Below are 18,777 nucleotides of genomic sequence, written 5' to 3'. Positions count from 1 at the left end.
TGGATATTACAGGATCCTTCTGTCATGAAGGGTCTTTTTTTACTAGTTGAAGAAAGTATAACTATTTTAACTAGTACAAATCTCTAGCTCCAGCGCCCTGGGCGCTTGCGCTTTTCTATCCAGAATTCTAACATCTGAAAAGGTGTTTCATCTCCTCTTGATAAAAAAGGAGGAAGAAGGATGAAGCTATCCAATCAATTTATCAAAATGAAGAACGAAAAAGAGAAAATTGTCATGCTGACAGCCTATGATTATCCATCGGCAAAACTTGCGGAAGGGACAGGCGTTGATATGATTTTAGTCGGCGATTCTCTTGGAATGGTAGTTTTAGGTTATGACTCAACAATTCCAGTGACAGTGGAGGATATGATCCATCATACAAAAGCTGTTAAAAGAGGGGCGCAAAATACGTTTGTTGTTACAGATATGCCATTTATGAGCTATCATTTATCGATAGAAGACACGCTAAAAAATGCAGCAAGAATCATCCAGGATGGCCAGGCCGATGCTGTCAAGCTTGAGGGCGGTGGCCATGTGATTACCATGATATCTGCCCTAACCAGTGCTGGAGTGCCCGTAGTTGCCCACTTAGGTCTTACGCCGCAGTCTGTCGGAGTGCTAGGAGGCTACAAGGTCCAGGGGAAGGATGCTGATGCAGCAAGGAAACTGATTGAAGATGCTAAGGCTTGTGAAAAAGCAGGTGCACTTGCCGTAGTTCTGGAATGTGTGCCGCACCAAGTTGCGGAAATGGTTACCAAGGCATTATCTATTCCAACCATCGGAATTGGTGCCGGAAAAAAGACAGATGGCCAGGTCCTTGTTTACCATGATGTAATTAATTACGGGGTTGACAGGGTCGCTAAATTTGTCAAGGTTTATGGCAATGCAAATGAAATGATTTTTAAAGCCTTATCCCAATATGTTTCAGAGGTAAGATCGAGCTCCTTTCCGGAGGACAAGCATACATTTACAATGCAGGAAGAGGAAGTTGCCTCTCTTTACGGAGGAAAAAAATGAAGATAATCACCCGTGTAGATGAAATGCAAACTCAAATCAAGAATGAAAAATCTGCAGGCAAAAGCATCGGTTATGTGCCGACAATGGGATACTTGCATGAAGGCCATGAAACGCTGCTGCATAAGGCCCGAAGAGAAAACGACATTCTCATTTTAAGCATTTTTGTTAATCCGATCCAATTTGGGCCGAATGAAGATTATGATTCCTACCCGCGTGACATGGACAGGGATGAGCAAGCAGCAAGAAATGCAGGTGCAGATTATATTTTTTATCCAACTGTACAGGAAATGTATCAGGATGACGTTTCCGTTTCCGTTCTCGTCAAGGACAGAACTGATGTGCTCTGCGGCAGAAACAGGCCAGGTCATTTTGACGGAGTAGCAACAGTGCTGACAAAACTATTCCATATTGCCCAGCCTGACAGAGCTTACTTTGGGATGAAGGATGCCCAGCAGGTTGCCGTCGTAAAGGGACTGGTGAAGGATTTTAATTTTATGGTTGAAATTGTACCTGTTGAAACGATCAGGGAAGAGGATGGGCTTGCAAAGAGCTCCCGGAATATCAACTTGCTTGAGGAAGAACGTTCAGAGGCCAGTGAATTGTATAAGGCCCTTTCTAGCGGGAAGAAAGCAGTGTTGAATGGTGAAACAAACCCTGAATCGGTCATTTCACTTGTAAGGGAGCACCTCGAAAACCACACGCATGGAAAAATTGATTATGTAGAGGTTTATTCCTATCCAGAGCTAAAGCCGCTGTCACAACTGACTGGCACAATTATAATCGCGCTGGCAGTCAGATTCAGCAGGGCTAGGCTTATAGATAATGTTGTCTTTACCATCTAACAACATAGATTGCTATAGGAGGAAGAAGAAATGTTTCGCACAATGATGAATGGCAAAATCCACCGCGCACGTGTGACAGAAGCCAATTTAAATTATGTAGGGAGCGTTACGATCGATGAGAATATTCTTGATGCTGTCGGAATGCTTCCGAACGAGAAGGTTGCCATTGTAAACAATAATAATGGCGCACGTATTGAGACTTATATTATCGCTGGTGAGAGAGGCAGCGGAGTTGTATGCCTAAATGGTGCTGCAGCTAGGCTTGTCCAGCCCGACGACATCGTGATCATTATTTCTTATGTAATGCTTCCAGAAGAAAAAGTCCGTGACCATAAGCCAAAAGTCGCTATTATGGATGAAAATAACCGGATCGTTGAAATGATTTCACATGAGCCGGAAGCTACTGTATTTTAGTAACATAACAAGGGTGAAACTGGAAACACAGTTTTGCCCTTGTTTTATTTATTTTCTTTTGCAATGAAGGATGTCAGCGTAGTCTGAAATGGTTTAACTTTAATGATGCCCTGAAAAAAGACAGAGAATCCCTGAAGAACAATTTTTTTGAGAATAATTCCATGAAAAACGATTTGTTATTCAGTGAAAAACAATAATTCCGGCACATCAGCCAGTTGTCTTTAAAAAGACAAGGGGATATCCAGTAATCAGGCTTTTTCCATTAATATTTTTTTAAAATATATGTTAATAATAAATAATAGATTGCCTTCCAATTATAGACGGGAAGCTGTTTCCGAAATCTGGAAAAGCCTATAATCTTTATTCATAACCATTTTATAATTTTACAGCTTATGGTATAAAAAGATAGATGAAGTCCGTAAAGTGCTTGAAGTAAATTGAGGTGTAATAATAGTGCAGCGATATATAGTGATAGATTTGGAAACAACAGGAAACTCACCAAAAAAAGGGGACCGGATAATCCAATTTGCTGGAGTGGTAATTGAAAATGATCGGATCATCGACGAATTTTCTACTTTCCTTCGTCCGGATTTAGAGATTCCAGTGTTTATTGAGGAACTAACCGGAATAACGGAATCTATGGTCGAAGATGCTCCTACCTTCGAGGAAGTCGCACCGAAAATTGTTGATATGCTGAGGGATTCCTGTTTCGTTGCCCATAATGTCCTATTCGATTTATCATTTTTACAAGAAGAGTTAAAGCGCTGCGGATATCACGGTTTTTATGGTTCAACCATTGATACAGTTGAGCTTTCCAAGCTGCTGCTGCCAACTTCGGACAGCTATAAACTTAGCTATCTTGCCAAACAAGAAGGGGTCACTCACTGGAGGCCTCACCGCGCCGACAGCGATGCCTATGTTACAGCCGTGCTTTTTATAAACCTGAAGAAGAAGCTGATTTCTCTGCCGCTCCTTACTTTAAAGCATATGTATAGACTGTCGCTTTCACTTAAGAGCGAGGTGGCAGAACTGATAAAAGAAAGTATTGAAATAAGGAAGAAGTCATCTCCTATACATAACCCAAACATTGAAATTTTTCGCGGTCTTGCATTAAATCAAAGCAATGAGATTCCATCAGTCAACGAAGGTGATGTGCAAGAATATCCTGCAAGCACAGAAGAAAAGCTGGAAATGCTCAGCAAAGCTTTTTTGCATCCGGAACACCGGGCAGGACAATTAAAAATGATGGATATTGTTTATGATGCCTTGAAGAATGGGACGCACGCAATCATTGAGGCTGGCACTGGCATTGGCAAATCACTGGGTTATCTGCTGCCGGCGGCGTACGTATCCAAGTCAACAGGAACACCCATCATGATTGGAACCAATACTCTTCAGCTTCAGGAACAGCTTTTAGAAAAGGAACTCCCAAAACTAAAGACGATATTGCCTTTTCCCATATTAGCTGTACTTATTAAAGGACGAGCGAACTATCTTTCACTTGCGAAATTTGAGCGGTCTTTGAGGGAGAAAGAAGATAATTATGAAACTGCCCTAACGAAAATACAAATTCTTGTTTGGCTTACGGAAACTGCAACAGGAGACAGGGATGAACTTAATCTGACCAGCGGGGGACAGCTGTTCTGGGAACGGCTGCAAAGTGAGGAAACGATATACAAAGGCCTTCAGGAACCCTGGATGGAGAGGGATTTTTTTGAAAGGGCGAAAAAGAAAGCATCAAAAGCTGATATTATCGTAACAAATCATTCTTTTTTGCTTGCAGACTTTCGTTCAGAAAATCCCTTTTTCTCACGGGTAACGAATTTGGTGCTGGATGAAGCGCACCATTTTGAACGAGCTGCTTCAAGATACCTTGGGGAACGGCTGGATTATATTACCGTAAAGACTATGTTAAATAGAATCGGAATGCATGATCAGAAGCAATTGCTTTATCGATTGGAAAAAATGGTTCAGGAACACGGGATATCATATACTCAGCCTTATACGGCAATTGAAAGGGAGATGAATGATTTTTCCTATGAATTTGAGCAGCTGTTTTATACGCTAGCCAGATTGGCGGAAAGAAATGCGGCTGTAACAGGATTTAACAGAACTTCAATCAGGATTCATCATAGCCGGGAAAATCAAGGAAGCCTAAAGCCGGCACAGCTCCTCGCGGAAAGACTAATTCATTATCTTGGAGAGATTGATAAAAAGATTCGGGCCAGGACAGTCCTCCTGCAAGCAAAGCAAGACCAGCTTAAGAAAAATCAGCTGTTCTTTCTAAATGAAATTGATTCCATGCTTACGGGAATCTTACAGGTGAAAAGTATGCTGCATGAGTTTTTTCTCAATCCTTCAGAAGAAGCTGTCTATTTTCTCGAAACGAGCAAATCGGTTACTCATGCAAGTATATCTCTGTATTCCCAGCCAATAGATGCAGTAAAAAAGCTTTGGAAAGAGTACTTTTCAAGGTATGACAGTGTGGTAATGACATCTGCAACCCTTAGTGTGAAAGGCTCATTCCGGTTCTTTATGGACCAGCTAGGGGTACCGGACCATAAGGATATTCAAAAGGCGGTTTTTCCATCTGCCTTTGATTATCGAAAAAATGTGAAAGCGCTGATTGCGAAGGATATGCCGGATATTAACCGGGTAACGAGTGATGAATATACAAATGCCCTTGCCAGCCACATTATTACTGCTGCTTCTGCCTCAAAGGGAAGAATGCTGGTCCTATTTACTTCAAATGAGATGCTGCGGAGCACCTACGAGAAAGTAAAAGAATCCGGAAAGATTGAGGAATATTCCTTGTTTGCCCAGGGTGTGAGCAGCGGGAGCAGATCCAGGCTTATCCGTAATTTCCAGAACTTCGAAAAAGCTGTGCTATTTGGAACGGCAAGTTTTTGGGATGGAGTAGATATTCCGGGTGAAGCTCTGTCCTGCCTGGCTATCGCAAGGCTGCCTTTTTCGCCGCCAGATGAACCGATAACGGAAGCCAGAAGCAATAAAATTAGATTGGAAGGCAAAAATCCATTTTCCGTTTATGCATTGCCAGAAGCTCTCCTTCGTTTCCGGCAGGGGTTTGGCAGGCTGATAAGGACAAAAGACGACAAAGGCATCCTGTTGGTGTTAGACCGGCGTATTATCTCCGCTAAATATGGTGAAGAATTCCGCCGGGCAATTCCTGCCCTGGAGTGGGAGGAAGCTGATCTGTCAGGATTAGAGACTGAAATAGTCGATTGGCTTTAAATTTCAAAAACTGACAGAAATATTATCGGAAACCGGCAGTTGCTGTTATAATAGTATTGTCAAAAAAAGAACGCACTTAGTCGGCTAGTGAAAGTGGGGTCAGAAAGATGGAAAGCAAAATTGAAGTAATTTCGACTGTAAAGATCCAGCATTCTCCAGATCTTTATAAAATTGTCGACGCGCTGAACCGGACGCTTAAGGAAGAGGATTTAATGTTCGGACTTGCGCTGGATTCAGAAAATCAGGATAAAGCAATTTTTACTATTTATCGGACTTAGAAAGAGTGACTGCATTGAAAAAGTGGCTGATCATTACTTCTCTTGTCGTGCTGGTTCTAATCGGCATTTCTGCCGGTGCATACATACACGCGATGAAGCCCAAAAACGAAGCATATAAAAGGGCGTTTAACGAAGCTCAAAACGAAGCAGGACTCGTCACGAAGGATAAGTTTTATATTTATAATGGTATGGAGTCCTACTACGTGGTTGTCGGCAGGGATGAACAAAAAAAGCAGAAAATCGTCTGGATTCCTTTCGATAAAAAGCGTAAGGTTGTTATAAAGGATTTTCGCTCTGGCAAAACAGAGGAAGACATTAGAAAAATAGTGGCCAGTGAGATGAATCCTGAAAAAATCATCACCGTCAAACTGGGAATGGAAAAAAGTGTCCCGTTATGGGAAGTAACATACCTGGATGAGAAAAATCGCTATAACTACGAATACTATGAATTCAAAACTGGTGAATTGCTTAAATTTTACCGAAACATTTAAAATGGGGGATTTAACATGAAATTGGCAAATCGCGTACAGGCTCTTACGCCGTCTACTACACTGGCAATAACAGCAAAAGCAAAGGAATTAAAGACACAAGGCCATGATGTAATCGGCCTTGGTGCTGGTGAGCCCGATTTTAACACACCGCAGAATATTATTGATGCAGCCGTCCGCTCCATGAATGAGGGCCACACTAAATACACTCCTTCAGCCGGGCTGCCTGCACTGAAAAATGCGATTGCCGCTAAGCTTAAAAGAGATCAGGATCTTGAATATAACGTATCGGAAATTATGGTCGGTTCTGGAGCGAAGCATGTCCTTTATACTCTTTTTCAGGCCATTTTGGATGCAGGAGATGAAGTAATCGTACCAACTCCTTACTGGGTAAGCTATCCTGAGCAGGTGAAACTGGCAGGAGGGATACCCGTTTATATCGAGGGGAAAGAAGCTAATGATTTTAAAATCACTGCCGAACAGCTTGCCGGAGGCATCACCCCGAAGACAAGGGCAATTATCATTAATTCTCCGAGCAATCCTACAGGTATGATTTATACGAATGAAGAACTGCAGGCGATTGCCGAGATATGCGTTAAGAATGAAATCCTTATCGTATCCGATGAGATATATGAAAAGCTTGTATACGGTAGTGCAAGCCATACCTCTATCGCCCAGCTGTCTGATGCCATTAAAGAGCAGACTATCATTATTAACGGTGTCTCTAAATCACACTCCATGACAGGGTGGAGAATTGGCTATGCTGCCGGAAATGAAAAAATTATTAAAGCGATGACGAATTTAGCAAGCCACAGTACCTCCAATCCAACAACAACGGCACAATACGGAGCAATCGAAGCATATAATGGGCCGCAGGATACCGTTAATGAGATGAGGGATGCGTTTGAAAGCCGGCTTAATGCCATTTATGGCAAGCTAACGGCCATACCTGGAATGACATGCGTGAAGCCTCAAGGAGCGTTCTATCTTTTCCCAAATGCAAAGAAAACAGCTGACTTATCTGGATATAGCAATGTCGACGAATTCTCGCAAGCCTTGCTTGAGGAGGCGTTAGTTGCCGTTGTTCCAGGATCCGGATTTGGTGCTGACGACTATATCCGCCTGTCATATGCAACTTCCCTTGATCAGCTTGAAAAAGCGATTGAACGGATTCACAGCTTTGTGAATGCCAAAATCGAACAGGTGCAACAAGCTTAACGCAGGAGAAAGAAAACCTTGTCAATATTAGCTGACAAGGTTTTCTTTACATACTTTACTAATTCAATTGTATTTGCCTGTCATTATCCTCAAATGTATAATGATAAAGTAAAATTAGCTGTTTTGCTGTAATGATGGAGGGAAAACAAATTGAAAATTACCATAGCGGAGGTCAGCAAGCATGTTGACCAACAAGTTACTCTAGGCTGCTGGTTAGCCAATAAACGTTCAAGCGGAAAGATTGCCTTCTTGCAGCTGCGTGATGGAACTGGGTTTATCCAGGGAGTTGTTGTCAAGGCTGATGTACCGGAAGAAACTTTTGCGCAGGCAAAGTCTCTAACACAGGAATCATCCATGTATGTAACAGGAACCGTTCAGCGTGATGAGCGTTCTCCGTTTGGATATGAGCTGCTCGTTCAAGGCATTGAAGTTCTCCACGAGTCAGTTGACTATCCGATTACACCGAAGGCACACGGTCCTGAATTTTTGATGGATAATCGCCATTTATGGCTCCGTTCCAAACGCCAGCACGCTGTAATGAAGGTCCGTAACGAGATCATTCGTGCTACATACCAATTTTTCAACGAAAACGGCTTTTCAAAGGTAGATCCGCCAATCTTGACGGGAAGCGCGCCTGAAGGAACAACGGAGCTGTTTGCTACAAAGTACTTTGACGAGGATGCATTCCTTTCACAGAGCGGCCAATTATATATGGAAGCTGCGGCTATGGCACTAGGAAAAGTATTTTCGTTTGGCCCGACTTTCCGGGCGGAAAAATCCAAGACCCGCCGGCACTTAATTGAATTCTGGATGATTGAGCCTGAAATGGCGTTCTATGAGTTTGAGGATAACCTGAAGGTGCAGGAAGAATATGTATCCTTCATTGTTCAATCTGTTCTGGAAAATTGTAAGCTGGAATTGAATACTCTCGGCCGTGATGTTTCTGTTTTAGAGAAAATTACCGCGCCATTCCCGAGAATCACGTATGATGAAGCTATTAAATTTTTGCATCAAAAAGGCTTTGACGATATCCAATGGGGCGATGATTTTGGGGCTCCGCATGAAACAGCGATAGCTGAAAGCTACGATAAGCCTGTATTTATCACGCATTATCCAACAACCATAAAGCCATTCTATATGCAGCCGGATCCAAATAGGGACGACGTCGTACTTTGCGCCGACCTGATTGCTCCTGAAGGGTACGGGGAAATCATTGGCGGATCCCAGCGTATCCATGATTATGAATTATTGAAAAAACGGTTAGCAGAACATGGGTTAAACGAAGAGGCGTATAAATGGTATTTGGAGCTTAGACAATACGGCTCCGTCCCACACTCAGGCTTTGGCTTGGGCCTAGAGAGAACAGTGGGCTGGATTACCGGAGTCGAGCATGTACGTGAAACAATTCCGTTCCCTCGTTTGCTAAACCGCTTATATCCTTAATAGGGTATTTGCCTGACAGTCCAGTTTTCCTGTTCTATATGAATAAAGCTTTCAACCATTTTACGGCGGTTTAGAAGAACCTTGTCAACTGGCAAGGTTCTTCTTTTTCACTATAAATTTATGAAGCCTATAAAACTAGGAAAGCCAGGGAGGAAGGAAATTTCCTGACAGACTGTAAAAAGTTTCTCTATTTTTGGAGTTAGCCTCGGGTGGGATTTTCATGTTATACTACATATGAGGTGTGTTTCCTATGATTAAAACCGGATTGCTTGAATGGATGAAAGAAGGCCATATTCTGGTTCCTTCTTTTCTTCTATCACATTATAAAACGCTCGGATTGAATGAAAGTGAGCTTATGCTGCTGCTGCAGCTGCAAAATTTTTCTGAACAGGGAAACATGTTTCCCACTCCGGCAGAAATATCGGCAAGAATGACATTTACAGAGGCGGAATGCCTATTCTTTTTACAGAAGCTGATTCAAAAAGGCTTTATCATTATCGAAGAGCAAATTACGGATTCTATTCGCCACGAAAGCTATTCACTTGAACCGATGCAAGTAAAAATAATTAATTGTTTTTTGAGTGAGCAAAATCATAAAGAGTCGGAGCAGGTTAAGCAGGAGGAAGAAAGCCTGTATACGGTGTTCGAAAAAGAATTTGGGAGACCATTATCCCCGTTTGAATGTGAAACGCTTGCCATGTGGATGGACGATGATGCACATAAGCCGGAAATCATTAAAGCTGCGTTAAAAGAAGCTGTGATTTCCGCTAAGTTGAATTTTCGCTACATAGACAGGATTTTATTTGAATGGAAGAAGAATGGAATAAAAACCGTTGAACAGGCGAAAAGACAAGGTGAAAAATTCCGTGTTCACCAAAAGCGCGGAAGGAAGCCTGAAACGGCAGTTATAACAGACGTCCCTTTTTACAACTGGCTTGAGCAATAGAGTCGGCCAGCTATACATTTAATCAATAGTAATTCTGCCGGGCGATTGCTTCTAATTTCCCGGAAGAATGAAATTTGTCCAAAGGCGATTCATATCGCCCATTTTTTATTTGTCCAAATATTAAAATTTTTTCCAATTTAAAGAAGGTGTAAGTACTAAATGCTGAACAAAGCACAAATTCGCCAGTGTCTCGATGTAATGGGAGAGATGTTTCCCGATGCTCATTGTGAGCTAAACCATTCTAACCCGTTTGAGTTAGTAATTGCTGTAGCATTATCCGCACAATGTACTGATGCATTAGTAAATAAGGTAACGAAGGACTTGTTTAAAAAGTATAAAACTCCCGAAGATTATTTAGCGGTGCCGATTGAAGAACTGGAAGGGGATATCCGTTCCATCGGACTTTACCGCAATAAAGCAAAAAACATTCAAAAACTGTCAAGGATGATCATTGAGGACTACAATGGTGAAGTACCGAGGGACAGGGATGAATTGACAAAGCTTGCGGGTGTTGGGAGAAAGACTGCCAATGTTGTAGTGTCTGTGGCTTTTGGGGTTCCTGCAATTGCTGTTGACACACATGTTGAACGGGTGAGCAAGCGCCTCGCTTTTTGTAAATGGAAAGACAGCGTCCTTGAGGTGGAAAAAACACTCATGGCGAAGATTCCAAAGGATGAGTGGTCTATTACACACCATCGATTAATTTTCTTTGGGCGTTATCATTGCAAAGCGCAATCACCACAATGTGAGATCTGTCCGCTGCTTGATCTATGCAGGGAAGGGAAGAAAAGATTAAAAAGGAAGAATGCGCAATGACACTGGTGACTTGCAAAATACCTGCTGGTTTGGCACATCCTTTTTTTTATCCTTTTGGAGAATTGACGCTGGACCTTGATTCTTTTCAAGTGTGGAACAGTGACGCGGCATTCGCTGTATTCCCATATGAGCTGCTGGCTTCTAACGGAAGCGATGGATTTAAGCCTTGGGAAAACGACAGACAAGCTTTGCCTGACCTGTTTGAAAAGTGGAACACAAACAAATTAGAAGCAGGCCAGTTCTTCGCTGAAAGAAATGTAAAAAAAGTAGAGAGGCCGATGAAGGAAGGGCTTGCTATATTCATATCCGGCCTGTTCTGGATGAATGCGCAGCCTGTAGCTCTTTCAGCCTGGCCAGCCAGTTTAACTGAAATTTCATTTAAGCCTGTTAATGCTGCAGAGCGGTTAGACTTCATCCTGGCCAGACCTCTCTTATACCATTCCTACAAGCAGCTGTCAGAGCTCATGCTTGAGCTGGAAAAACAGTATTATAAGAAAATAGCATTACAAAAATAAACCTGGCTTCTAAAAGAAACCGGGTTTATTTATATCGAATGACTGGAAGTGAGGATGATTTGGCAAAATAGTTTTGCCTGCAGGGTTGCTAATTTAGTGGGTTGTTCTTGTCAAAATAAAAGGCAGGTCCGAAATGTAGTCGTTACTACATCGGTCCTGCCTTCATTTTTTAAACTAAATGGTTCGCATTGCTTCAGATTCTTAAAGTTTATCAGGGGATAGTACCAGGATTGGCATTGCCTGGAACGCCTTCTTGAGGAGTTCCAGGTTGTACTTGCCCGTCATCCTCAGGGTTGCTTTCCTCAGGTTCGTTCTCCTCAGGTTCATTTTCATCGGGTTGGTTCTGATCTTCATCATTGCCGTTCCCGTTCCCATTGCCGTTCCCATTGCCGTTCCCATTCCAATTTCCGTTCCCATTGCCGTTCCCGTTGCCATTACCATTCCAGTTCCCATTTTCGCCCCAACCAGGTTGTTGTTCGTCAACATCACCTTCGTCTTCGGTGTTAGGGCCTTCTGGCTGTTCTTCAGGTATCTCACCTGGAACCTGATAAGTGACTGACGCGGTGTCGCTTTTTTGTCCATCAACCGTTGCCGTAACTGTAAATTTGTAAATACCGCCCGGAACGGCACTTTGAACAATGAGTTGGTTTTCCTTCGTTGTGACAGCTTGTTCTGTTCCGCCTTCCATTGATGCCTTTACTTCAAATTCAGGCTGTGAGCCATCATCTGATGGATAATCCCATTCGAGAAGCAGCTGGTTCAGCGGCTGGTCATAGTTGACACGAAGATTACTTGGAGCATCCAGCCTGTCAAATTGCTTGGATACCTTTTTTGGCTCCGTCCCTTTAATAAAGTATTCATAGACAATTTTATCATCAGGCGTATATTTGCTTGGAAGGCTTGCAGGCATGGAACCCGCTTCTACGCCAACTTCCACAACGTTCTTCGGTTTCGTGAAATCAGCCGTTTTCACATCTTCAGATACATACGTCATAAGGTTTTTGAACATTTTCTTGGCAATATGCTGGGATTCCTGGCCCAGATAATCTTCCTTCTGATTATCATATCCTGTCCAAATGGCTGCAGTGTAGTTTGTCGTATAGCCTGCAAACCAAGCATCCCGAACTGCGCCGCTTGGAAAACCATATTCCCTTTTTTGATCTGCAGTGTAGTTGGTTGATCCTGTCTTACCTGCTACAGGAAGGCCGGGAATATTGGCTGAATGTCCTGTACCATAGCTCTTTCTAAGAACATCCTTAAGCATGTCTGAAATCATGAAGGCAGTGGATTCTTTCATCACAACCTCTGGATCTGGAGCTGTTTTGATAGTTGTATTTTTATCGCGCAAGACGATTTTCGTTACAGAGTGCGGCTTCGTATAAATTCCATTGTTTCCAAAGGCACTGTATGCACCAGCCAGCTGGAGCGGAGAAATCCCGGGATTTAGAGACCCAATGGATGCAGATTCATAGAAAGTATCTTTCTTTAATGAAATGCCAAGCTTTGCCGCGAATTCGCGAGAAGTATCCTGGCCTACTTCCTGGAATGTTTTCAATGCCGGAATGTTCAGCGAGCGTACAAGTGCTTCACGGATTGATACCTGCCCATAATGCCGCTTGGATGCATTATTTATTTTCGTACCATCAGAGTACTCATATGGCTCATCAACAATTTGTTCATAAGTGGACCATTTTAGTTTCTCAATAGCTGGACCATAATCAAGGACCGGCTTAATCGTTGAACCTGGGTCTCGCTCAATGTCAGTTGCAAAATTCATGCCGCGTTTAACGGTTGCATTTCTGCCGCCGCCTATAGCCCGAATTTCCCCCGTTTTAGTATCAAGAAGGGTAATGCCTGCCTGCATTTTGTCACTAGGATAATTGATAATTTCTTCAGTTGAAAGCATTTTATCTACATACTCCTGTGCTTTTGTATCAAGGGTTGTGTAGATTTCGAGTCCGTCAGTATGAACGTTATAGTCGCCCATATCTTCAACTTCCTCTATAACGGTATCAATAAAGTAATCATAAGGGGTTGTATCCTTTTCCTGTTTCTCAGATTTTACAAGACTCTTTTCCACAGGAATAGCCTGAGCATTTGTCATTTCGTCCTTCGTAATAAAGCCATGTTGGTTCATAAGGCCTAACACGATGTCACGCCGTTTTTTCGCCCTGTCTGGATGCTCGAATGGATTATATCTGCTTGGGCTCTGTGGTAAACCGACGAGCAGCGCTATTTCATGCAGCTCAAGATCCTTAAGTTCCCTGCCATAATATACATTGGCAGCAGTAGCAATCCCGTTGGCATCATTTGCGAACCAAATTTTATTAACGTACATTTCCAAGATTTCCTGTTTCGTGTACTTTTGTTCCAGTCTATACGCCAGCCAGGCTTCCTGTGCTTTTCGCTTAATCGTTTTATCCGGTGTAAGGAATGAGCGCTTTACCAATTGCTGGGTGATTGTACTTGCACCCTGGGATCCAAATCCCTGGGTAATATTTGCAACGACGGCGCTTCCCAGACGAAGAAGATCGACACCGTGGTGTTTGTAGAAACGCACGTCTTCCGTCGCAAGAAATGCTTCCTCAACCTCTTTCGGCAATTCTTCATACGGAATGTAATCGCGATTTTCCTTGCCTACTTCATCTATTAAGTTACCATCTTTATCATATATTTTTGATGAAATTGGGTCCTTTAGCAGCTTTTCATCAATCTTTGGGGCATCGCTGACAAAATAAGCGAAAGTCCCAGCACCGATGACCATACCGGCTATTCCCAATGTAATCAGCAAGAGAAAAATCTTTCTGAAAAGACCTCTAGGCTGTTTCTTGGTTTTGGTCTTTGCTTCGGCGATTTTTCGGCGTTCTTCCCTTGTTTTATATTTTTCTGCCATTACAGCAACCTGCCTTTCTAATTTAAACCACTAGCTATTTACTTACTCTTATTATTTCATCGATGACTTTAATATAGTCAATCCGCGGCTGAAATCCTAGGGGGATATAACTGGAATGAGCTTCCACTTCCTCTTTCGTGATTGATTTCCTTCCTCCCTGGAGCATTCGCTCCCAAAAGCCTGATAAACATTGCGAATCCATAAGGAAAATTTCATCAACCGGCGAGAATTTCAGCAGTACAAAGGAAATGCCTCCTTGTTTTGTGACAGCCTCCATATGCCTAATTTGGTGCTCATGAAAATTTTTCAATGGAAAAGAGGTTGGATTTTGGGTCTCCTTCGCTTCAAAATCAATGTAATTTCCGTTATATACCCCGTTATAATCTGTTGTAGATGCCTGTTTAAAATATGCTTCCTTAATAACGGCAGCACTTCGCTTAGGGTAGTGCACATCGACGATTTGAATAGGGGTTGGCTTCTTATGGATCACGGCAACCCCATTAGCCAGGTAATATTCATTGGAGTCATTGATATCATCCTCAAGCGATTTTCCCCTGTTGCCATAATTCGCTTTTTTAACAGGGCGGCTAGTCAAAGCGGAAACAGCCGGGACATACCTTTTCCCATTGGGATAGTGAAAGGCCACAATTCCCCCTCCTTTTTGGTACCTCATCTATGATAACAAAAATAGCGGGAAATGGGTGAATAAAAGTCACTAATTGTTGAACCCTACAAGTATTACCATGGAAAACAGAGGAAAGAGTGAATGAATCATATGAGTTTTCCGCTGTCAGACAATGAAAAACAAATTATTGATAACATTAACCGTTTAACAAAACGAGGAAATTTAGATAATATATCCAGAACAAAAGCATATGCCCAATTTTTCGATCAGCATCCTTCCATTAAATGGGCGTTTCTGGCCAGCATGGTATCACGAAATGCCGGCTATAACATGTGTGATCTTGAAGGAAAGTGGCTGAAAAAGGGGCTTCCCCGTCCTTATAGATATACATTGTTTCTAACATATGAGCGAGCAAATTGGCTAATATTTGAAGATGCATTTCCTCAGCTGCTTCTCTATCATTATTCGACGGAATTAGGGACACCTATGTTTCACTTATGCAAATATTTTTCGATTTCTTATTTTATGGAGAAAGCATGGAGTTATTTTTGGAATGAAAGAGATGAACAAAGGCTTGTTTATTCATTGATTATTAATGAGCAGAATATCATACAGGAGCCTGTGATCAACCAGCTTTTTTATAGGAAGCATGTTTTCCATTCAGCGGTTTACCTCCTCCAGGATTTGCTGCATTTCAGCATTGTTCTTTTTCCCACTTTGAATGGAGAACTGTATGGAGCTTCTGTATCCAAGTTCTCAAAACTGGAATCGCGGATTGAACTTGGTAAAAAATTGTCAGCTATTTTATTTTCGCCAGAGCTATTTCCGCAATTCTTAAAATTTTCAAGTACGATCGAACATACTGGATCCAGATTCGATTACGAACAATTTTTCAAACGAAAAAAAAGTCGGAACACCCCATTTCTTCGGACCACTTTCCCTGTAATATCCCACCACCGAAGAAACTTTCAACAGTGGGAAAGCAAGGTTAAAGTAAAAAGGAAATGGTTTCGGGAACCGGCCGTTCCCCAAAAAATTTATATAAACGATTGGTTTGCCAAAAAGCAAAAACAGATGCATTTGGGGATTACGATTGAAAATATATTTACGGGGAGATGCTGCGACAAAGAATAGGCACGTAAATTGAACATTATACAGCATCTCTATCTTTTTGTCGAATATCCGTAGATTGGCACTTTGTTTGCCGATTCTCTTCTAGTTTTGTCAACAGTGAAGGAAATGTTGATGTAATCCAAGAATGTAACAGGAAAAGCACACAGGGAGATGTAAAAATGGCAGTCAAACTTATACCAAAACAAGAGATACTAGAAATGCTTTTAGAGATAGAAGCCTCGATTGATATGTTGGAAACAAGCCTTGATAAAAGCGTTGAAAGGGAACGCAACCTCATTATGTATAACAGGGAGGATGTGGCGGAAGGCTATCAGCTGAAAATGAAAAAAGCGAGAGTATCTTCAGAACCAATAAATGGAAGCCAAAAGTTACCTAACTTAGGTAAACGCATTTCCATTGAACCAAAGCTCAGTTATTAATAAAATTCTGTAAGTCCTGGACGCTTGCCATTCGATTAAAATGATTGGTTGAATCCGCCTTGTTTACGTAAATGCCGACGTATAACTATGCTATTTACAGTTATTTCTGCTATTTTATAATTACATAGCAGACTTATGTCTGACTCCATAGTTTTTCTTAGGAGGGAGCATTTTTGGATAAAAGCTTTATTTTGGAGCAAACCAAAAAATTGATTGAATATAATCACCGTGCGGATGAAATTTTTGAACAGGTGAAAGCCGAAGGGAAGGAACGCGATTTCTATTCCGAAGTTAAGCCGTTTGCGGATGATGTTCACCTTTTAGCGAGAGAATGGGCCGAAGCAGTTAAAAGTTGGATGAAGGTAGAGAGCCTTTCTTATTTATATCCGCTTCAGGTAGACCAGGCGGCAGATAATATATCGAATGTTGCGATACAGGCATTCTATCCCAAAACAAGCCTGAGCCGTTTTAAGAGCCATGTTCAATCGGTTGAATTTACTCTCCAGAACATTTTACGGGAAGCAGAACGTAAATTAAAATAAAAGTGTGCCGCACCATATTCGTAATCTCCTCATATAGTATATCAGCTATTATCACGAGGAGGATGAAGGGCTCATGTATAGAATGGGATCCCTTTTTGGACATCAGCAGTTTACCAGACAAGATGCAGCCATTCAGCCATACGGAGGAATGGCACAGCAGATGCACTATCCCCAGCACTATGGTTTTCCTGCCGGGCAGTTTGGCGGGTACCAAGCCTTTGAACCGGCACAGTACCTCCACCCGCACCAACGGCCGCCATTTAATGGGGGAACGGCCGGAGCAGGGACATATATGCAGGGAACACAGCAGAGCCCTCCCCAAGCTGTCCCTTATTACACTGAAAAACAGAATAATCCATTTGATAACCCGCTCCAGCCGAGCACGGTCCCCCACCAGCAGCCGGGAATCCACCAGTTTGTTAATCCATATCCGAAACAGAGTTTTATGCAAAAGCCTCAGCAGGCCGGTATTTCATCAGTGCTCAATCAATTTAAAACACAGGACGGATCTATAGACATCAATAAAATGATGAATACCGCCGGGCAGGTGCTTAATACGGTCAGTCAGGTATCGGCGATGTTTAAAGGTGCTGGAAGCCTATTTAAATCATAACCGGAAATACCATCCTAGAGACCATTCTAATAATTAGAATTATAAAAGATCGATAGCTCATGAAAAAACACGGTTTATATTCACGTTTAAGTGGATATCGCCGTGTTTTTTGTTAGAAAAAAACCAAAAAACAAGGGGGTACAAAGACTCCCCCTCATTCGATTATTTGAATTCTTTTTCCCTTCAGTTTAGGCACAATTATTTCCAGCAGGCCGTTGCGATGGTTTGCTTTGATGTGTTCTCCCATGACAGGTTTTGCAAAGCCTACCGAATGGGACAGCCTGCGAGTGGATGAGTGCTTTTTAAAGATCCCTTTTGATTCGTTCTCTACCATTTCTAATTCATGATGGCTGATAGAAATGAACAGGGTTTGAGAATAAAACTCCAGTTCAATCTGTTCGCGGCTAATCCCCGGAAGTTTGGCGATGACGACATATGCGCTTTCTTTTTCGGTTAGCTCGACTGGAAAGGTTTTCTCCATTGAAGCCGTGGCAAAGAAATCATCCATCGACTGTAGTAAACCTTTAATCGGCTTATCACCGAATAATCGGTCCATTGAATGAATGAAATCGCTGAATGCATCTTTCTTCCAATTCTTAGAGGGGTGATTGTTTTCAGGTGTAGCCAAGGATTATCCCTCCTGTATGAATGCTTCTTCTAATCAATCTATGATAATAGAAACCTGTTGGTGCATTCAAAGCTTAAATATGTAAAAACAGTGAACAATGAAAAAGTGCTACGCCCATCACAATATTTCAAAATTATAGCTGGTATGATGGAAAAGCAGAACATGAAGAGAGGGGAAGACGTAATGTTTTGTGATCAATGGGAACAAACAGCAACTGGCGGATGTACTGTTGTCGGAGTCTGTGCTAAGGCTGAAAATACAGTCAGCCTGCAGGACACATTTGTTTTTACTTTAAAAGGGATTGCTGCATACAGAGCGTATGAGCACAGCTTTGTTATACAGATCCATTTGAGGCTGTGACGCACCGGACAAAGAGGGAGAGTATTATCGAGAGCTTTCAACTTCCCTGCCTCGAGAAACAGTTATCCTAACTACTTACTGCGGTGAATTCCAATTCAATGATGTAGATTATGGCACAGTACAGGGCACGAATATGCCTCAGTATATTGATCTTGGCCAATGCATTAACTCAGTATCAACAATCAAGATCGCAGCAGCACAGATATGCCTCCTTCGATTCGTTCAACTATTCACGTTTTTCACCCTCTCCTTTTTGAACAAAAGAATCCAAAAATGAAAGAATGTTAAAATGTAAAAATTTATTCCTTTTTAAACGAACATTCATTCGTTAAAA

19 protein-coding genes and 1 pseudogene are annotated in these 18,777 nt (G+C 42.1%); 17 read left to right on the top strand and 3 right to left on the bottom strand.

The window, feature by feature from the left end; all coding sequences use genetic code 11:
* Positions 1–180 precede the first annotated feature (180 nt).
* The 11 genes from panB to D0469_RS12040 all read left to right on the top strand — a co-directional run bounded on the left by panB (position 181) and on the right by D0469_RS12040 (position 11,229).
* Complete coding sequence (gene panB, locus D0469_RS12090) at positions 181–1,017, top strand: 3-methyl-2-oxobutanoate hydroxymethyltransferase (RefSeq protein ID WP_117326996.1); 837 nt, start codon at positions 181–183, stop codon at positions 1,015–1,017.
* Positions 1,014–1,859 (top strand): pantoate--beta-alanine ligase, encoded by an 846-nt coding sequence (gene panC / locus D0469_RS12085; RefSeq protein WP_117326995.1) that lies wholly within the window; start codon positions 1,014–1,016, stop codon positions 1,857–1,859. The genes panB and panC overlap by 4 nt, the downstream gene beginning before the upstream one ends.
* A 30-nt stretch (positions 1,860–1,889) precedes the next feature.
* Positions 1,890–2,273 (top strand): aspartate 1-decarboxylase, encoded by a 384-nt coding sequence (panD, locus tag D0469_RS12080; protein WP_117326994.1) that lies wholly within the window; start codon positions 1,890–1,892, stop codon positions 2,271–2,273.
* A gap of 453 nt (positions 2,274–2,726) precedes the next feature.
* Positions 2,727–5,525 carry an ATP-dependent DNA helicase DinG gene (gene dinG / locus D0469_RS12075; protein WP_158553445.1) on the top strand — a complete coding sequence of 933 codons (2,799 nt, stop codon included), beginning with the start codon at positions 2,727–2,729 and terminating at the stop codon, positions 5,523–5,525.
* A gap of 107 nt (positions 5,526–5,632) precedes the next feature.
* The gene (locus D0469_RS12070) at positions 5,633–5,803 is read left to right on the top strand and encodes a YpmA family protein (protein WP_117326992.1); all 171 of its coding nucleotides are present in this window, start codon (positions 5,633–5,635) and stop codon (positions 5,801–5,803) included.
* Positions 5,804–5,817: 14 nt separating this feature from the next.
* Positions 5,818–6,294 carry a cell wall elongation regulator TseB-like domain-containing protein gene (locus D0469_RS12065; protein ID WP_117326991.1) on the top strand — a complete coding sequence of 159 codons (477 nt, stop codon included), beginning with the start codon at positions 5,818–5,820 and terminating at the stop codon, positions 6,292–6,294.
* Between the two features lie 15 nt (positions 6,295–6,309).
* On the top strand, positions 6,310–7,509 hold the full coding sequence (locus tag D0469_RS12060; RefSeq protein WP_117326990.1) for a pyridoxal phosphate-dependent aminotransferase: 1,200 nt from the start codon (positions 6,310–6,312) through the stop codon (positions 7,507–7,509).
* 150 nt (positions 7,510–7,659) lie between these two features.
* Positions 7,660–8,952 (top strand): asparagine--tRNA ligase, encoded by a 1,293-nt coding sequence (gene asnS / locus D0469_RS12055; RefSeq protein ID WP_117326989.1) that lies wholly within the window; start codon positions 7,660–7,662, stop codon positions 8,950–8,952.
* A gap of 250 nt (positions 8,953–9,202) precedes the next feature.
* On the top strand, positions 9,203–9,898 hold the full coding sequence (locus D0469_RS12050; RefSeq protein WP_117326988.1) for a DnaD domain-containing protein: 696 nt from the start codon (positions 9,203–9,205) through the stop codon (positions 9,896–9,898).
* Positions 9,899–10,057: 159 nt separating this feature from the next.
* Positions 10,058–10,714 carry an endonuclease III gene (gene nth, locus D0469_RS12045; RefSeq protein ID WP_117326987.1) on the top strand — a complete coding sequence of 219 codons (657 nt, stop codon included), beginning with the start codon at positions 10,058–10,060 and terminating at the stop codon, positions 10,712–10,714.
* Positions 10,711–11,229, top strand: coding sequence for a YpoC family protein (locus D0469_RS12040; protein ID WP_117326986.1), 519 nt, complete (start codon positions 10,711–10,713; stop codon positions 11,227–11,229). Before nth ends, D0469_RS12040 begins: the two co-directional genes overlap by 4 nt.
* A 211-nt stretch (positions 11,230–11,440) precedes the next feature.
* On the opposite strand, the gene D0469_RS12035 is transcribed toward D0469_RS12040, so the two are convergent.
* Both D0469_RS12035 and recU read right to left on the bottom strand, forming a co-directional pair.
* Positions 11,441–14,122, bottom strand: a complete 2,682-nt coding sequence (locus tag D0469_RS12035; protein ID WP_117326985.1) for a penicillin-binding protein 1A — start codon at positions 14,120–14,122, stop codon at positions 11,441–11,443.
* Positions 14,123–14,156: 34 nt separating this feature from the next.
* Entirely contained in the window at positions 14,157–14,768 is a 612-nt protein-coding gene (recU, locus tag D0469_RS12030) for a Holliday junction resolvase RecU (protein WP_117326984.1), read from the bottom strand.
* A 120-nt stretch (positions 14,769–14,888) separates the two neighbouring features.
* On the opposite strand from recU, the gene D0469_RS12025 reads away from it, so the two are divergent.
* From D0469_RS12025 to D0469_RS12010, 4 genes are all read left to right on the top strand, one after another.
* Positions 14,889–15,881 (top strand): DUF2515 family protein, encoded by a 993-nt coding sequence (locus D0469_RS12025; RefSeq protein ID WP_117326983.1) that lies wholly within the window; start codon positions 14,889–14,891, stop codon positions 15,879–15,881.
* Between the two features lie 158 nt (positions 15,882–16,039).
* Positions 16,040–16,300 carry a hypothetical protein gene (locus D0469_RS12020; RefSeq protein WP_117326982.1) on the top strand — a complete coding sequence of 87 codons (261 nt, stop codon included), beginning with the start codon at positions 16,040–16,042 and terminating at the stop codon, positions 16,298–16,300.
* A 173-nt stretch (positions 16,301–16,473) separates the two neighbouring features.
* On the top strand, positions 16,474–16,842 hold the full coding sequence (locus D0469_RS12015; protein WP_117326981.1) for a YppE family protein: 369 nt from the start codon (positions 16,474–16,476) through the stop codon (positions 16,840–16,842).
* Between the two features lie 73 nt (positions 16,843–16,915).
* Positions 16,916–17,455, top strand: a complete 540-nt coding sequence (locus D0469_RS12010) for a YppG family protein (RefSeq protein ID WP_117326980.1) — start codon at positions 16,916–16,918, stop codon at positions 17,453–17,455.
* A gap of 154 nt (positions 17,456–17,609) precedes the next feature.
* Here D0469_RS12010 and D0469_RS12005 read toward each other — a convergent pair whose 3' ends face one another.
* The gene (locus D0469_RS12005; RefSeq protein ID WP_117326979.1) at positions 17,610–18,083 is read right to left on the bottom strand and encodes an Hsp20/alpha crystallin family protein; all 474 of its coding nucleotides are present in this window, start codon (positions 18,081–18,083) and stop codon (positions 17,610–17,612) included.
* Between the two features lie 183 nt (positions 18,084–18,266).
* On the opposite strand from D0469_RS12005, the gene D0469_RS21125 reads away from it, so the two are divergent.
* On the top strand, positions 18,267–18,443 hold the full coding sequence (locus D0469_RS21125) for a hypothetical protein (protein WP_158553443.1): 177 nt from the start codon (positions 18,267–18,269) through the stop codon (positions 18,441–18,443).
* Positions 18,436–18,642, top strand: a pseudogene (locus tag D0469_RS11995) (hydroxylamine reductase); the annotation flags it as partial. The gene D0469_RS21125 and the pseudogene D0469_RS11995, both read left to right, overlap by 8 nt.
* Positions 18,643–18,777: the final 135 nt, after the last annotated feature.

The sequence above is a fragment of the Peribacillus saganii genome, from assembly GCF_003429095.1.
GTDB lineage: Bacteria > Bacillota > Bacilli > Bacillales > DSM-1321 > Peribacillus > Peribacillus saganii.
Note: the sequence above shows the minus strand (reverse complement) of the source record. Positions and strands in the feature narration are given on the sequence as shown.

Coding starts and splice junctions, on each gene's coding strand:
- D0469_RS12050 (WP_117326988.1), top strand. CDS start 9,203: ATGATTAAAACCGGATTGCTTGAATGGATGAAAGAAGGCCATATTCTG.
- D0469_RS12070 (WP_117326992.1), top strand. CDS start 5,633: ATGGAAAGCAAAATTGAAGTAATTTCGACTGTAAAGATCCAGCATTCT.
- D0469_RS12025 (WP_117326983.1), top strand. CDS start 14,889: ATGAATCATATGAGTTTTCCGCTGTCAGACAATGAAAAACAAATTATT.
- D0469_RS12040 (WP_117326986.1), top strand. CDS start 10,711: ATGACACTGGTGACTTGCAAAATACCTGCTGGTTTGGCACATCCTTTT.
- D0469_RS12060 (WP_117326990.1), top strand. CDS start 6,310: ATGAAATTGGCAAATCGCGTACAGGCTCTTACGCCGTCTACTACACTG.
- panB (WP_117326996.1), top strand. CDS start 181: ATGAAGCTATCCAATCAATTTATCAAAATGAAGAACGAAAAAGAGAAA.
- panC (WP_117326995.1), top strand. CDS start 1,014: ATGAAGATAATCACCCGTGTAGATGAAATGCAAACTCAAATCAAGAAT.
- nth (WP_117326987.1), top strand. CDS start 10,058: ATGCTGAACAAAGCACAAATTCGCCAGTGTCTCGATGTAATGGGAGAG.
- D0469_RS12020 (WP_117326982.1), top strand. CDS start 16,040: ATGGCAGTCAAACTTATACCAAAACAAGAGATACTAGAAATGCTTTTA.
- panD (WP_117326994.1), top strand. CDS start 1,890: ATGTTTCGCACAATGATGAATGGCAAAATCCACCGCGCACGTGTGACA.
- D0469_RS12010 (WP_117326980.1), top strand. CDS start 16,916: ATGTATAGAATGGGATCCCTTTTTGGACATCAGCAGTTTACCAGACAA.
- D0469_RS21125 (WP_158553443.1), top strand. CDS start 18,267: ATGTTTTGTGATCAATGGGAACAAACAGCAACTGGCGGATGTACTGTT.
- D0469_RS12035 (WP_117326985.1), bottom strand. CDS start 14,122: ATGGCAGAAAAATATAAAACAAGGGAAGAACGCCGAAAAATCGCCGAA.